This window comes from Amycolatopsis sp. lyj-84, from assembly GCF_046549075.1.
Lineage (GTDB): Bacteria > Actinomycetota > Actinomycetes > Mycobacteriales > Pseudonocardiaceae > Amycolatopsis.
In genome coordinates this window covers 230,099-243,679 of sequence record NZ_JAJPWO010000004.1, presented here as the reverse complement: position 1 = coordinate 243,679, position 13,581 = coordinate 230,099, and the positions used below count along the sequence as shown (strand labels likewise).

11 protein-coding genes are annotated in these 13,581 nt (G+C 69.7%); 5 read left to right on the top strand and 6 right to left on the bottom strand.

The genetic code is table 11. From position 1 onward, the window contains the following. Positions 1–17: 17 nt before the first annotated feature. The 4 genes from ACLJRM_RS15305 to ACLJRM_RS15290 form a co-directional block, all read right to left on the bottom strand. Complete coding sequence (locus ACLJRM_RS15305) at positions 18–2,543, bottom strand: FtsX-like permease family protein (protein ID WP_410663304.1); 2,526 nt, start codon at positions 2,541–2,543, stop codon at positions 18–20. Between the two features lie 2 nt (positions 2,544–2,545). Further along, positions 2,546–3,334, bottom strand: coding sequence for an ABC transporter ATP-binding protein (locus ACLJRM_RS15300; RefSeq protein WP_410663303.1), 789 nt, complete (start codon positions 3,332–3,334; stop codon positions 2,546–2,548). Continuing rightward, positions 3,334–4,332, bottom strand: coding sequence for a hypothetical protein (locus tag ACLJRM_RS15295; protein WP_410663302.1), 999 nt, complete (start codon positions 4,330–4,332; stop codon positions 3,334–3,336). Before ACLJRM_RS15295 ends, ACLJRM_RS15300 begins: the two co-directional genes overlap by 1 nt. A 151-nt stretch (positions 4,333–4,483) precedes the next feature. Further along, entirely contained in the window at positions 4,484–5,722 is a 1,239-nt protein-coding gene (locus tag ACLJRM_RS15290; protein WP_410663301.1) for a glycosyltransferase 87 family protein, read from the bottom strand. A 153-nt stretch (positions 5,723–5,875) separates the two neighbouring features. Here ACLJRM_RS15290 and ACLJRM_RS15285 point away from each other — a divergent pair, with 153 nt between their 5' ends. The 5 genes from ACLJRM_RS15285 to ACLJRM_RS15265 all read left to right on the top strand — a co-directional run bounded on the left by ACLJRM_RS15285 (position 5,876) and on the right by ACLJRM_RS15265 (position 11,508). Further along, positions 5,876–7,060 carry a histidine kinase gene (locus ACLJRM_RS15285; RefSeq protein WP_410663300.1) on the top strand — a complete coding sequence of 395 codons (1,185 nt, stop codon included), beginning with the start codon at positions 5,876–5,878 and terminating at the stop codon, positions 7,058–7,060. Beyond that, positions 7,057–7,707 carry a response regulator gene (locus ACLJRM_RS15280; protein ID WP_410663299.1) on the top strand — a complete coding sequence of 217 codons (651 nt, stop codon included), beginning with the start codon at positions 7,057–7,059 and terminating at the stop codon, positions 7,705–7,707. Before ACLJRM_RS15285 ends, ACLJRM_RS15280 begins: the two co-directional genes overlap by 4 nt. A 90-nt stretch (positions 7,708–7,797) precedes the next feature. After that, positions 7,798–9,285 carry an MFS transporter gene (locus ACLJRM_RS15275; RefSeq protein WP_410663298.1) on the top strand — a complete coding sequence of 496 codons (1,488 nt, stop codon included), beginning with the start codon at positions 7,798–7,800 and terminating at the stop codon, positions 9,283–9,285. A 5-nt stretch (positions 9,286–9,290) separates the two neighbouring features. Beyond that, positions 9,291–10,355 carry a methyltransferase gene (locus ACLJRM_RS15270; RefSeq protein ID WP_410663297.1) on the top strand — a complete coding sequence of 355 codons (1,065 nt, stop codon included), beginning with the start codon at positions 9,291–9,293 and terminating at the stop codon, positions 10,353–10,355. Between the two features lie 52 nt (positions 10,356–10,407). Further along, positions 10,408–11,508 (top strand): nucleotide disphospho-sugar-binding domain-containing protein, encoded by a 1,101-nt coding sequence (locus ACLJRM_RS15265; RefSeq protein WP_410663296.1) that lies wholly within the window; start codon positions 10,408–10,410, stop codon positions 11,506–11,508. A 45-nt stretch (positions 11,509–11,553) separates the two neighbouring features. On the opposite strand, the gene ACLJRM_RS15260 is transcribed toward ACLJRM_RS15265, so the two are convergent. Then, positions 11,554–12,351 (bottom strand): SDR family NAD(P)-dependent oxidoreductase, encoded by a 798-nt coding sequence (locus ACLJRM_RS15260; protein WP_410663295.1) that lies wholly within the window; start codon positions 12,349–12,351, stop codon positions 11,554–11,556. A 30-nt stretch (positions 12,352–12,381) separates the two neighbouring features. Next, on the bottom strand, positions 12,382–13,578 hold the full coding sequence (locus ACLJRM_RS15255; RefSeq protein ID WP_410663294.1) for a cytochrome P450: 1,197 nt from the start codon (positions 13,576–13,578) through the stop codon (positions 12,382–12,384). Between the last annotated feature and the right edge of the window lie 3 nt (positions 13,579–13,581).

Sequence of the window (13,581 nt, the reverse complement as noted above, 5' to 3'; positions counted from 1 at the left end):
GATTTCGGTTCGCGCCGTCAGTCGACGGTGATCGCGCGTATCACGTTCACCCGCGCCGCCCGGCGGGCGGGCCAGGCGGCCGCCAGCAACCCGCCCAGGGAGATCCCGAGCAGCGCCAGCAGGATCGTCGGCGGCACCACGAGGTCGAAGACCCCTCGCGACAGGATGAAGTTCTGCATCATGGCGCCGAGCACGACGCCGACCACGACCCCGGTCACCCCGCCCAGCGCGGCGATCAGCACGGATTCGACGCGGATGAGCCCGCGGATCTGCCGCCGGGTCATCCCGGTCGCGCGGAGCAGGCCCAGTTCCCGGCCGCGTTCCAGCACCGAGAGGGACAAAGTGTTGATGATGCCCAGGAAGGCGATCAACACGGACAGCCCCAGCAGCCCGGTGACGGCACCGAGGTACACGTCGACCTCGCTGATGCGGCTGCGCACGTACTCCGGCGCACTCATCACGGCGAGATCGGTGCGGCCGGCGAGTGCCTGCCGCAAGGCCGCTTCCGCGGTGGCCCCGTCGGTACCCGGCGCGGTCGCGACGACCATCGGGTTGCCGTCACCCGGCCGGAAATGCGCGTCGGCGAGTGCGGGAGGCACGACGACCTGGCCGAGGACCGTCGCTTCGGTGAAGATCCCGGTGATCTCGACCGGCGTGGCGCCACCACCGGGCGAACTCAGTTGCACCCGCCGTCCCAGCGTCCAGCCCCGTTCCTCGGCGACCGCCTTCGCGACGAACACACCTCGCGCCAGATCCGCGGTGTTGCCTTGTTCGAGTTTCACTTCGACGGTCCGGCCGAGGGCGGACACGTCGGTGCTGCCCGCACGGATCTCCTTGCCGTCGAGGAGGACCTGGTCGGTGCGCAAGGTGCTGACCGCGGTCACGGACGGCACGGCCTCCGCCAGCCGCCGGGTGTCCTCGCCGATCTGACCGCCCGCCACGTTGGTGACCACGATCCCGCCGGCGAAGGCACCGCCGAGATCGCGTTCGCTGATCGTGGAAATGGTCGTGGAGAAGATGGTGATGCCGATGGCGATGGCCACGCCGATCGTCAGCGCGGTCGCGGTCGCCGCCGTGCGCCGGGGATTGCGCAGCGTGTTGCGGACCGCCATCCCGCCGAGCATCCCGCGGCGCAGCGGCCTGCCGAGCAGGCCGATCACCGGCCCGCTCAGCCAGCGGGCGCAGATCACCGCGCCCAGCAGCAGGCCCAGCGCCCCGAGCATGCCGGACGCGCGGCCTGGAGTGCCCTCGCCGACCGTCGCGACGATCAGCAGGAGGACCGACAGGACCACCACCGCGAGCCCGGTCCTCAACAGCCACCGAGAGCCCTTTTCCTCCTCGAGCCGTTCACCGCCCAGTGCCGCCACCGGCGATACCGACGCCGCCCGGCGCGCGGGCAGCCAGGCGGCCACCACCGTGGTGCCGGTACCGACCAGGAGCGTCCCCACTATCGCGGGGAGGCCGATCACCACACCGCCGTCGAGGGCGGGGTTCAGCTCCGCCGCGTACGTCACCACGGGAAGGGCCAGCAGGCTGCCGATGGCCAGGCCCGTCACCGAACCGAGCACTCCCACCAGGGCGGCTTCCAGCAGTACCGATCGCCGGACCTGCCGCCTGGTCGCGCCGACCGCGCGCAACAGCGCCAGCTCGCGTCCGCGACGGGCCACCAGCATCGAGAAGGTGTTCACGATCAGCGTGATCCCGACGACCAGCGCGATCCCGGTGAAGGCCAGCACGGTGGCGGACAACGCCGAGGAGATCTCCGAGGTCGCCGCGCGCAGGGTGGCGCTGAGCCCGGCCCGGTCCACGGTGGTGAAACCGGCGGGGGTGGCCGCCGCGACGGCCTCGGTCAGCCGGCCTTCCGGCGTTCCCGGCGACGCGGTGATCTCCACGCTGGTGAAGCTCCCCGGGCGCAGCAACAGCCGTTGGGCGGTCGCGGTGTCGAACGCGACGGTGGGGGACGAGCCCGCCTCCCGGCCATGGGGCCGGTAGTCGTAGACGCCCACCACCGCGGCCTGGAGCTTTCCGCCGCCGTGGAGCACGGTCGCCGTGTCGCCGACGGTGATCCCGCCATCGGCGGCGACGGACCCGGCGAGGGCCACCTCGGTCGGCCCGGCCGGGGCACGGCCGGTGACCAGCGACATCCGGTCCGTCCCGGTCCAGTTGCTTCCGGTCATCCTGACCTCGAAGCCCTGGGACACCAGCACCTTGCCGTCCGCGCCCGCCACCGCGGCGTACCCCTCCACGACCCCGGTCGCGGCGGCGACGCCGGGAATCCCCGCGAGCCCGGCACGCTGCGCTTCGTCCAGCGGTACCCGGTTCTGCCCGCCTTGGCTGAGCTGTGCCTCGTCTTCGCCGACGCCACGCCCGAGTGGCGTGACCAAGACGTCCAGGCCGCCCCGCAACGGTTCCTGCCCTTCGGACAGGCTCGTGCTGACGACCAGCGCGCCGGACACGAAGGTCGCGCCCAAGAGCACCGTGATGAACGTGAGTACCAGGCGCGACCAGTTTCCCCGCACCGTCGCCATTACGGTTCGCCACATGGTCAGAACGCCCTGATCGCCCGGGCGACGGACGACGCGGCGCCCGTCCCGGTCGCGTGGTCGAACTGGAGCATCCGCGCGTGGACCCGCTCGGCCGTCGGCGCCTCCAGCCGGTCCAGCAGGACACCGTCGGCGAGGAAGATGACCTGGTCGGCGTAGGCGGCGGCGAGCGGGTCGTGCGTGACCATCACGACCGTCTGGCCGAATTCGTCGACCGCGCTCCGCAGGAATCGCAGGATCTGCCCGCTGCTGCGGGAATCCAGGTTGCCGGTGGGCTCGTCGGCGAAGATCACCTTCGGCCGGGTGATCAGCGCACGCGCGCAGGCCACCCGCTGTTGCTGGCCGCCGGAGAGCTGCCCCGGCCGGTGATCGAGCCGTTCGGAGAGCCCGAAGGCCGCGACGAGATTGCCGAAGTGGACGGGATCCGCCTTCCGCCCCGCGATCGTCAAGGGCAACACGATGTTCTCGCGCGCCGACAGGGTGGGCACCAGGTTGAAGGCCTGGAAGATGAACCCGAGTTGCGTGCGGCGCAGCACCGTGAGCCGGTCGTCGTCGAGGCCGGTCAGTTCGGTGTCGCCCACGAAGACCTGGCCGCCGGTCGGGACGTCCAGGCCGGCGAGGCAGTGCATCAACGTGGACTTGCCGGAGCCCGAAGGCCCCATGATCGCGGTGAATCTCCCGGCCGGGATGTCCAGGTTCACCTCGTTCAGCGCGGTCACGCCGGCGCTGCCCTGGCCGTAGATCTTCACCAGCGCGCGGGCTCGCGCAGCAGGTGGTTTCGTTTCCCCCATCAGTTCTTTCCTCCTTGAGAGTGCTCGGCGGCGGCGTGCTCCTGACCGCCGACACGCTGCCCGGGAACTCCCCGTTCCCCGGCCGCGCGCCTTGTCTTGCCCGCTCGTGCGGCACGTTCGCGTTCGGTGTTCCTGGCGCCCCAACGGGTTTTGCCGCCGGGCTTGAAGACGGACAGGTAGGTCGCCGTCCACAACGCCGCCGAGAAGGCGATCATGCAGATCATCAGCGTCAGTCCGGTGCCACCGGGTTCGGCTGCCGGGTCGGTGGTCCGTTCGGCGAGTTCCTGTACCCATTGGCTTTCCACGATCGCGACCGCCGGGATGGCCAGCGCGATCAGGAGCTTGAGCAGTACCCACCAGTGCTTGACCAGACCCCATTTGCTGCCGAGCGAGACCACCAGGCCGGTGAGAATGGACAGCATCATCGTCGGAATGACGATGAACAGATCGAAGACGTGCATCAATTCGTAGGAGGCATGCCGTAGTCCGGCGCTTTCCGTGGTGTATCCCACGGTGCTGAGCACCACCATCGCCACCGCGATACCGAGCCAGCTCACCGACAGCCCGACATGCAGCATCACCCACAGTTTCCGCTTACCGGGGGAAAGCCTCGGAAAGGTCGGCCGCAAGAGGCCGAGAATCACCGCGGAGACCGCCATCCCGGCGAGCGGGAGCGGGCCGGGGAAGCTGAACAGGAACTGCACCGGGATGAACAGCAGGTGGAAGACGATGGCGGTCCGGCGGGCCCGTGAGATTCCCCATCGCAGCGCGCAATAGACCGAAATCGCGGCGGCGAGAAGATAGCCCGCGAATCCCAGGGTCTGGATGAGCGGGAGGATGGCGTTCTCGCCGGGGAAGATCACCACGGCGTTGAGGACCGAGAACGCGGCGAACGCCCATTGCGTCCGCGCCTGCCGGGTGGCCGGTCCCGATGGCCCGTCCGGTGCGATCGCCGTCCGTGCCGGGACTTCGGCGCCCGTCCTGTCCGCGGGATCCATGCTGGTCACCTCTCCTGTTCTCGGCTCAGGCGCACGTCGTTTCGTGGTCCATCTCGCCTGTGGATCCGAATCTAGGAGCAGGACGGCGCCGTCCGCGTCGCACGAAGTGATCTCACCGGTGGGCCGGAAGTCTCGGGAATACCGCCACCGGCTACATCGATCGATTGACATCCGGTTCGAGCGATGGGGTGTGAACGCGGGGAAGCCAGACGGGCAGCAGTGCCACCGCCAGCGCGGTCACCGCGAGATAGCCCGTCAGGGCGATCACCAGATGGTCGACGGCGGTCAGGTCCGGAGTCGTCTTGTCCGGTGCCAGCAGCCAGTAGGCGGGCACCACCCACCACAGGCTCACCAGCGACAACACCGCCTTCGGCAACGCGGACCCCGCCCGCCAGGTCGCGACCGAGAGCCAGGCCAGCACGGGCACGATCCAGATCGCGTGGTGGGGCCACGAGATCGGTGCCACCGCCAGCCCGGTGAACGCCGCCACCAGCAGACCGGCCAGGTCGTGACCCAGCCCGTGCGCCCATCTCGCGGCGAGCAGGCCGAGCAGGACGACCACCAGGCAGACCGGCAACCACCAGCCGGGGGCCGTGGTGGTGCCCGCCAACCGCGCGAAAAGGCCGGGCAAGGACTGGTTCACCACCGCGCTGATGTCGGTCACCCTGCCGGTGTCCAGCAGCAGGCCCCGCAGCCAGTACGCGCTGGATTCCCCGGGCAGGACCAGGAATCCGACGGCGATCGTGCCGCCGAAAGCGGCCGTGGCGCGCAGGGCGTCCCCCCTCCGCCCGGTGCACAGCAGATAGGCCACGAAGATCAAGGGGGTGAGCTTCACCCCGGCGGCGATCCCGATCAGCAGACCCCGCCATCTGGACGGCATCAGCGGCGAGAAGTCGAGCAGGACGAGCAGGACGACGAAGATGTTGACCTGTCCCAGCATCAGGTTCATCAGTACCGGCGTGAGCAGGGGCGCGACCACCATGCCCAGTACCGTCAGGCGGAGCCGCCGGGCCAGGGCGGTGACTCCCGCGAGGCCGTGCGAAACCCACAGGATCACGCCCAGGCTCAGCAGGGAGGCGCACGTCCAGAGCGCTGCCCCGAAGCCGGCGGGCAGCCAGGACAAAGGCGTGAACACCACCGCGGCGAAAGGTGGATAGGTGAACGCGATTCCCGCCAAAGCCGTGGTGTCGACTTTCAGCTCGTACAGCGGAACCCCGTCGAATACCGCTTTCGCGACCCCGTGATAGAGCTGGAAGTCGGCCATCCAGAGCGGCGCTCCCCGCAACAACGGCACGACCAGGGCTGTCATCACCAGAGCGGTGAGTGCGATGATCGCGCCCGCCTTCGCCCGCGCGGGAATTCTCACCCTTTCGACGGGATCCGCAGCCATGTTCCCCTCCTGATGGATTTCCGTGCCGCCGGCTCCGGGCAGGGTCTTCCCCCGGAATCACGGAACACTGGGAATTCGCTCCAGACGCGACCGATCCGGTACGTCCGGACCACGTGCGGCGGCTTCACTTGATCATTCCTCTAGACTCGGGGAATGACCTCGCCGAGCTCCACCCCGCGGTGGTGGGCGTGGAAACCATCGGAACGCCGTCACGTGATCATCGATTCGGCGGTGGCGCTGGCGTGCGTGATCGGCACTTTCGTCTGGTCGGGGCCACAGCAATTCGCCCCCGACTTCGGCTTTCCCCTCCTCGGCAGCGACAACCGGCTGATCGCCTCGATCCCGCTCGCCCTGCTGACCGGCGCCGCCGCGATGGTGCGCAGGCGCAGGCCGCTCTTCCTGGTGGTCGCGAGCCTCGTGAGCTGGACGATGCTTTCGGCGATCATCGGTGTGGTCTTCGGCCTGTACGCGCTGGCGGCCTTCGAGAAATCGCGACGGTTGATGGCCGTCACCGCCGCGATCGCGCTGGTGATCGTCGGATTCCCCTTCTGGCGCCTCGGCGGTTTCGACGCGAGCGTTCCGATCAGCACGGCGCTCTGCCTGGCACCGACGTTGCTCGGCCTGTGGAGCTTCACCCACCGCGAACTGGTGGACAATCTGCTCGAACGCGCCTCCCGGCTGGAGCGCGAACGCGATCTGCTCGCCGAACAGGCCCGTGCCGAGGAACGCACCCGCATCGCCCGCGACATGCACGACGTGGTCGCGCACCGGGTCAGCCTGATCGTGCTGCACGCCGCGACCGCCGAGGTCTCGGGGGACAGCGAAAGACTTCAGCTGACCAAGAAGATCCGGTCCATCGGCCGGGACGCGCTCAGCGAACTCCGGCAAGTGCTGGAGGTGCTGCGGGTCGGTGACGCGCCACTGTCCCCCCAGCCCCGCATCGAGGACATCGCCGGTCTCGCCGCCCAGTCCCGGGCAGTGGGCGCCCGGGTCGAAGTGGAGACCCTCGGTGAGGTCCGCCCGCTGCCGTCCATCGTGGAACAGGCAAGTTACCGTGTCGCCCAGGAGGCACTGACCAACGTGCACAAGCATGCGAAGAACGCCGACACCCGGATCCGCATGGTCTACGGTCCCGAAGAGTTCCGGCTGACCATCACCAATCAGCGGCCCGCGTCGGTTCCGGCGCCGGACACGCTGCCCAGTGGCGGCTTCGGGATCATCGGCCTGCAGGAACGGATCAGGCTGATCGGCGGCGCGCTCAGCTGCGGGGCGACCTTCAACGGCGGGTTCGAGGTCGAAGCGGTCATCCCGCTGCCGTCGACGGGATCCGGCTCGTGATCCGGGTGATGGTGGTCGACGACGAATGGATGGTGCGGTCCATGCTGCGCACCATTCTGGAGGCGGCCGGTGACATGTCGGTGGTGGCCGAGGCACCCGACGGGATCTCCGCCGTCGAAGAGGCCGAACGGCACCAGCCGGATGTCGCGCTGGTCGACATCCGGATGCCGGAGTCCGACGGGCTCGCCGCGACCGCGCGGCTGCAATCCCTGCCGCGGCCGCCGAGGGTCATCGTCCTGACCACGTTCGATCTCGACGAGTACGTGCAGACCGCGCTCCGCAACGGGGCCGTCGGGTTCCTGCTCAAGGATTCCGCGGGCGACGACATGATCACCGCGATCAGGGCGGTCGCCGCGGGCGACGCCATGCTCGCGCCGAGCATCACCCGCCGTCTGCTGCACACCTTCACCGAACGCGAACCGTCCCGTCAGGCCAAGGCGCTGGAACAGCTGGACGTGCTGACCGAAAAGGAACGCGAGGTCCTGGTCGCCTTGGCGGAAGGGCTGGCCAACGCCGACGTCGCGAGCCGGTTGTACCTGAGCGAGGCGACCGTCAAGACCCACGTGAGCCGCATCCTGAGCAAGCTGAAGCTGACCAACCGGGTGCAGGCCGCGATCCTCGCGCACCGCGCCGGTCTGGTCAGCTGACGCCGGGCGTGGTCCACCGAGGTTCCAGCACGATCCCAGGCCCTCCCTTGAGCATCGGTCAGCACGCTGACGCCTCAGGAAAGTCGGCCGATGACTCCCTTGGACCTCCGCACCACCCCTGAAATCCATCATCCGCGGCGCTGGGCGGCTTTGGTCCCCGCCCTGCTCGCCTGCTACATGGACCTGCTCGACGCGACCATCGTCACGGTCGCGCTGCCCGCGTTCGAGAAAGACCTCGGCGCGGGCCCGGCGACACTGCAATGGACCTCCGCCGGCTACACCCTGGCGTTCGCCGTCCTGCTGATCACCGGTGGCCGGGTCGGTGACATCTTCGGCCGGAAGCGGACCTTTCTCGCCGGGATGAGTGCCTTTCTGCTCACTTCGGCGCTGTGCGGGCTCGCGAGAGACCCGGAAACGCTGGTGGCTTCCCGTGTCCTGCAAGGGGCCGCGGCCGCGATGATGATCCCGCAGGTGCTCAGCTTCATCCAGGTCGAGTTCCCGTCGACGGAACGGCCGAGGGCGCTGGCGATGTACGGGATCTCACTGGCGCTGGGCGGGATGACCGGTCCGGTCCTCGGCGGCCTGCTGATCCAGGCCGACATCGCCGGGCTCGGGTGGCGCGCCGTGTTCCTGATCAACCTCCCGGTCGGCGTGGTCGCCCTGGCTGGCGCGATCCGGCTGATGCCGGAATCGCGGTCCGAGTCGGCGCCGAAGCTGGATCTGGCCGGCGTGCTGCTGGTGACGGCGGCCCTGGTGGCGGTGATGTACCCGCTGGTGCGCGGACACGAGATCGGATGGCCACCGTGGACCTTCCTCTGTCTGGCCTCGGCGCTGCCGATCCTCCTGCTTTTCCTGTGGCATCAGCGATCACGTGAACGCGGCGGGGGAACTCCGCTCATCCCGCCGCGGATCCTGCGTCATCGCAGCCTCCGCGCGGGTCTCCCGCTCGCGCTGGTCTTCTTCGCCGGAACCGGCCACACTTTCGTGTTTTCGCTTTACCTGCAACAAGGTCTCGGCTATTCGCCGTGGCTGACCGGGCTCACGCTGTTCCCGTCCTCACTCGGCATCGTGGCGGGATCGATGCTGTCCATCCGGCTGGCCCCGCGTCTGGGCCGGAAGGTGGTGTCGATCGCGGCGCTGGTCAAGATCGCCGGGGTGGCCGGCGTGATCTACCCGATCCATGTCCTGGGCCCGGCGTTGTCCCCGTGGGCGCTCGTGCCGGGCGCGATCGTCATCGGGGTGGGAATGGCCATGGTCAGCGCGACCCTGGTGAACATCGTGCTGAGCAAGGTGCCCGTGCGGGACGCCGGTGCGGCGTCCGGCCTGATGACCACCGCGCTGCAGGTCGGTTCGGCGATCAGTGTCGCGGTGCTCGGCACGGTCTTCTTCGGTTCGCTCGCCGCCACGGGGGACCACCGGCGGGCGATCGAGGCGGGCCTCTGGGTCTGCGTGGCGTTGTTCTTCGCCAGTTTCGTGATGAGTTTCCTGCTCCCGCCCGGTGGCGTGCCCGCCACCGCGGCCGACGATCCCGCACCGTCCACTGAGGACGATGCCATCCGACGAACGATCCCGAGGTGATGATCATGCTCGACGCAGAACGGAAACCAGGACCGGCGACCGCATTCGAAGGCGCTCCCGTACTCGGCACACCGCCCGTCCAGAACGTGATGGAGCTGGCTTGGGGCATGTGGGCGAGCGGCGTGATCCAGGCCGCGGCGAAACTGGGGATCGCGGATTCCGTCGGCGAGGAACCGGTGCACGTCGACGAGCTGGCGGACGAGATCGGGGCCGATGCGGGCGCGCTGTCGAGACTGATGCGCGCCCTTTCCGCCTACGGTGTCTATCGCCAGCTCGGCCCCGGACGCTACGAGCACACGGAGGCGTCCCGGGCCATGCGCTCCGACGCGCCGGTGCGCATCGGGGACGTGATCCAGACCGGCTCGTACTGGGGCTGGCAGATGTGGGCGAAGCTCGACGAGAGCGTCCGCACCGGTGAGTGCGCGTTCCGTGCCACCTATGGCAAGGACCTCTTCAGTTACTTCGCCGAGGACGACAACGAGGCGGGCGCGGCCACCTTGCGCGGTTACGCCGCGCAGTCCGTCGCGATGCATCCGGCGCTGGTCGGCGGGCTCGATCTCGCCGGGGCACGCACGGTCGTCGACGTCGGCGGCGGACACGGCTCACTGTTGCGCGCGCTGCTGGAGGCGAACCCGGATCTGCGCGGAATCCTCTTCGACCGGGCGCACACCATCGAGCGAGCGGATCCGGTGCTGAGCACCGGCGCGCTCGCGGACCGGTGCGAACTCGAGGCTGGCGACTGCCTGGTGGAGGTGCCGAAGGCCGACGTCTACCTGTTCCGGCAGGTCCTGCACATGTGGGAGGACGAAATGTGCGTGCAGGCGCTGGGCAACGTGGCGAAGGTGGCCGAACCGGGCAGCCGGGTCATCCTGCTGGAACAGTTGATCTCCGACCCGCCCGCCAACCCCTGGGACGCGTTGATGGACCTGCACATGTTGCTGGTCATGGACGGCAGGGAACGGACGGCGGAGGAGTACGCCGAACTGTTCGACCGTGCCGGGCTGCGGTATCGGGGAGTCACCGAGACCGGGACCCCGCTCCGCCTGATCGAAGCGACCGCGGGGGACTGAGCGCATGCGGATCCTGTTCTGTACCTGGGCATGGCGGTCCCATCTGTTTCCCATGGTCCCGCTCGCCTGGGCCTGCCGGGCCGCCGGACACGAGGTGAGGGTCGCGAGCCAGCCCGGCCTGACGCCGGTGATCCGGCAGGCGGGCCTGGACGCGGTTCCCGTCGGACACGACGTCGACGTGCCGAAGTTCGTCCGGGAGTACGTGCTGCGGCCGGGCGGGCAGCCCGCCGCCCGGCGGCACGGCAGGCCGAGGGCGCTGGACATGCTGGTCGAACTCGCCGATTCCATGGTGGACGATCTGGCCGGGCAGGCGAAGCGGTGGCGGCCGGACGTGCTCGTCCACGAGCTGACGACGTGGGCCGGTCCGCTCGCGGCCGCCGCCATCGGAGTGCCCGCGGTGCGCGTGCTCTACGGCGTCGACCTCTTGGAGCGGGCGGCGGACTTCCTGCCGGACGCGATCAGCCCGCTCGCCGATCGGCTCGGGCTGTCCGAAGTGGACGTTCGTGGTGCGCTGACCGTGGATCCCTGTCCGCCGCGGCTGCAGGTCCCGACCGGGTACCGCCCGCAGCCGATCCGCTATGTCCCGTACAACGGTCCCGGCACGGTTCCCGATCCCTCGCCGCCCAAGGGGACCAGGCCGCGGATCTGCGTCACGTGGGGGACGACGATGGCCAAGCTCGAACCGGGGCGGATGCTCGCGGGGCGGATGGCGAAGGCCGTGGAGGGCTTGGACGCGGAGATCGTCGTCGCGGTCGCCGAGGAGCACACGGAGCTGCTCGCCGGCCTGCCCGGCGACGTGCGGGTCCTGACCGGCGTACCGCTGGATCTGGTGCTGCCGTCCTGCGATCTGGTGCTGCACCACGGCGGCGCGGGGACGACGCTCACCGCGATGACCCACGGCGTGCCCCAGCTGGTGATCCCGCAGTTGCCCGATCACGCGCTGCACGGCAGGCAACTGGCGGCCACCGGTGCCGGACGGGTCATCGCCAAGGAGGAGGCCGATCCCGAGGCGGTCCGTGAGGCGGCCGCCGGGCTGCTGGCGGACACGGGCCACCGTGACTCGGCCGCCGCGCTCGCCGCCGAGTCACGGCTCCGGCCGCCGCCCGCGGACGTGGTGGGCGTACTGGAGAAGCTCGTCGCCGATCGTGAGTGACGACGGAGGCCGTGTGGCGGTTTCGCCGCCACACGGCCTCCGTCGTCAGTGCCCGCCCGCGACGTTGACCACGCTGCCGGTCACATGGCGGTTCGCGTCGGACCCCAGGAACGCCACCACTCTCGCCACGTCCTCGGGGAGACCGAACCGCAGCTGCGGGATCCGTTCGTTGAGCACCTGCTGGATCTCCGCCGGGCTCAGGCCTGCCAAGGTGGCCCGGATCTCCGGTGGGACCTTCGGCAGCAGATTGGCCGTCACGGTCGGCCCCGGCGCCACGGCGTTGCTGAGGATGCCGTGGCCCACCAGTTCGGTGGCCAGCGTCCGGTTCAGCCCGTGCAGCGCCGCCTTGCTCGCCACGTACGCCTCTTCGCCGCGCATCCCGCGATTGACGATGCTGGCCGACATCAGCACGATCCGGCCCCAGCCGCGGGCCTTCATCCCCGGCACCACAGCCTGGACGGTGTGGAACGCGCCTTCGACCTCCTCGCGCAACTGCGCACGCCAGGTCTCGACGGGCACCGTCTCGAAAGGACCGCGGTGTTCGTCGGGGCCCCGCGCCGGCGACGCGTTGACCACCAGGACGTCGATCCCGCCCCATTCCGCGGTCACGGCGTCCACCGCCGACCGGATCGACTGTTCGTCGCCGAGGTCGTACGGCAGGGCCAGGGCCTGGCCGCCGTCCTTCTCCACGGCCTCGGCCACCTCCGACGCGGCACTCTTGTTGCGGTGGTAGGTCAGCGCCACGTTGGCCCCTTCGGCGGCGAAGACCCGCGCCATCGGCCCGCCGAGACCGCCACTGCCGCCGGTGATGAAGACCGACCTGCCTTCGAGCCCGAGATCCATTCGTGTCCCCCTTACTGTCCGAGATGGACTTCACCAGGCGAGCGGGAGCTCGTCCGGCCTGCTGAAAGCCAGTCCCTTGCTCCATCCGAGTTCATCCTCCGTCACCGCGAGGCGGACATCCGGGAACCGCTCGAGCAGCGAACCGAGGGTGACCTCCAGTTCGATCCGCCCGAGCTGGGCGCCGAGGCAATGGTGGATGCCGTGCCCGAAGGCGACATGGGGATTCCGGGGGCGCGACAGCCGCACCTCGTCGGGGTCGGGGAACACCGAGTCGTCGCGGTTCGCGGCGTTGATCGAGGGCAGGACGGCTTCTCCCGCCTGGATCACCACGTCGCCGATCCGCACGTCCTCCGTCGCGATCCGCAACGCGCCGATGCCGCCGCCCGCCTGGGAAAGCCGGAGCAGCTCCTCCACCGCGCCGGGAAGCAGAGCGGGATCGCGGCGCAGCTCGTCCAGCCGTGCCGGATTCCTCAGCAGGGTCAGCAAGGAGTGCACGATGCTCGCGGTCGTCGCGTGATACCCGGCGCCGAGCAGCGTGTAGCCGAACGCCACCAGTTCTTCTTCGCTGAGCCGGTCTCCCTCGTCCTGCGCGGAGATCAGCACCATCAGCAGGTCTTCGGTCGGGTGCCGCCGCTTCTCCTTGATCAGCTCGCTCAGATAGTCGGAGAGGTTGTCCTTCGCGGCCAGCACTTCCGCCTGCCGGTCGGGGGTGAAGCCGAGCATGATGTCGGTCCACGCCCGGAACTGCCCGACGTCGGCCAGCGGCACCCCCAGCATTTCGCAGATCACCGTGATCGGCAGAGGCTGGGCGAGGGAGGCGACCAGGTCGGCGGGTGGCCCCGAATCGGCCATGGTGTCGAGGAAACCGTTCGTGAGGTCTTCGATCCGCGGCCGCAGCGCCTCGATCCGGCGGGGGCTGAACGCCCTCGACACGAGCTTGCGCAACCTGCTGTGCTCCGGCGGGTCCATCACGAAGATCGACCGCGAGCCCCGGGCGATCGGCAGAATCCGCGGCGCGCCGGGCGCGGTGATCGCCTCCCGGCTGAACCTGGCGTCCGCGAGGACGTTCCGCACGTCTTCGTGCCGGAGCAACAGCCAGGCGAGGTCGCCGGTCGGCAGCGTCACCCGGCAGACCGGCCGTTCGGCGCGGAGTTTCCGGTACTCGGCCGGCGGAAGTACCGGATCGGCCGCACGGAAGGGAAAGGACGGTGCCGGTTCGGCAGACATGGT

What these genes read in the sequence shown, in the direction of transcription:
- ACLJRM_RS15305 (WP_410663304.1), bottom strand. Translation starts at nt 2,543, where the DNA reads ATGTGGCGAACCGTAATGGCGACGGTGCGGGGAAACTGGTCGCGCCTG.
- ACLJRM_RS15300 (WP_410663303.1), bottom strand. Translation starts at nt 3,334, where the DNA reads ATGGGGGAAACGAAACCACCTGCTGCGCGAGCCCGCGCGCTGGTGAAG.
- ACLJRM_RS15295 (WP_410663302.1), bottom strand. Translation starts at nt 4,332, where the DNA reads ATGGATCCCGCGGACAGGACGGGCGCCGAAGTCCCGGCACGGACGGCG.
- ACLJRM_RS15290 (WP_410663301.1), bottom strand. Translation starts at nt 5,722, where the DNA reads ATGGCTGCGGATCCCGTCGAAAGGGTGAGAATTCCCGCGCGGGCGAAG.
- ACLJRM_RS15285 (WP_410663300.1), top strand. Translation starts at nt 5,876, where the DNA reads ATGACCTCGCCGAGCTCCACCCCGCGGTGGTGGGCGTGGAAACCATCG.
- ACLJRM_RS15275 (WP_410663298.1), top strand. Translation starts at nt 7,798, where the DNA reads ATGACTCCCTTGGACCTCCGCACCACCCCTGAAATCCATCATCCGCGG.
- ACLJRM_RS15270 (WP_410663297.1), top strand. Translation starts at nt 9,291, where the DNA reads ATGCTCGACGCAGAACGGAAACCAGGACCGGCGACCGCATTCGAAGGC.
- ACLJRM_RS15265 (WP_410663296.1), top strand. Translation starts at nt 10,408, where the DNA reads ATGGTCCCGCTCGCCTGGGCCTGCCGGGCCGCCGGACACGAGGTGAGG.
- ACLJRM_RS15260 (WP_410663295.1), bottom strand. Translation starts at nt 12,351, where the DNA reads ATGGATCTCGGGCTCGAAGGCAGGTCGGTCTTCATCACCGGCGGCAGT.
- ACLJRM_RS15255 (WP_410663294.1), bottom strand. Translation starts at nt 13,578, where the DNA reads ATGTCTGCCGAACCGGCACCGTCCTTTCCCTTCCGTGCGGCCGATCCG.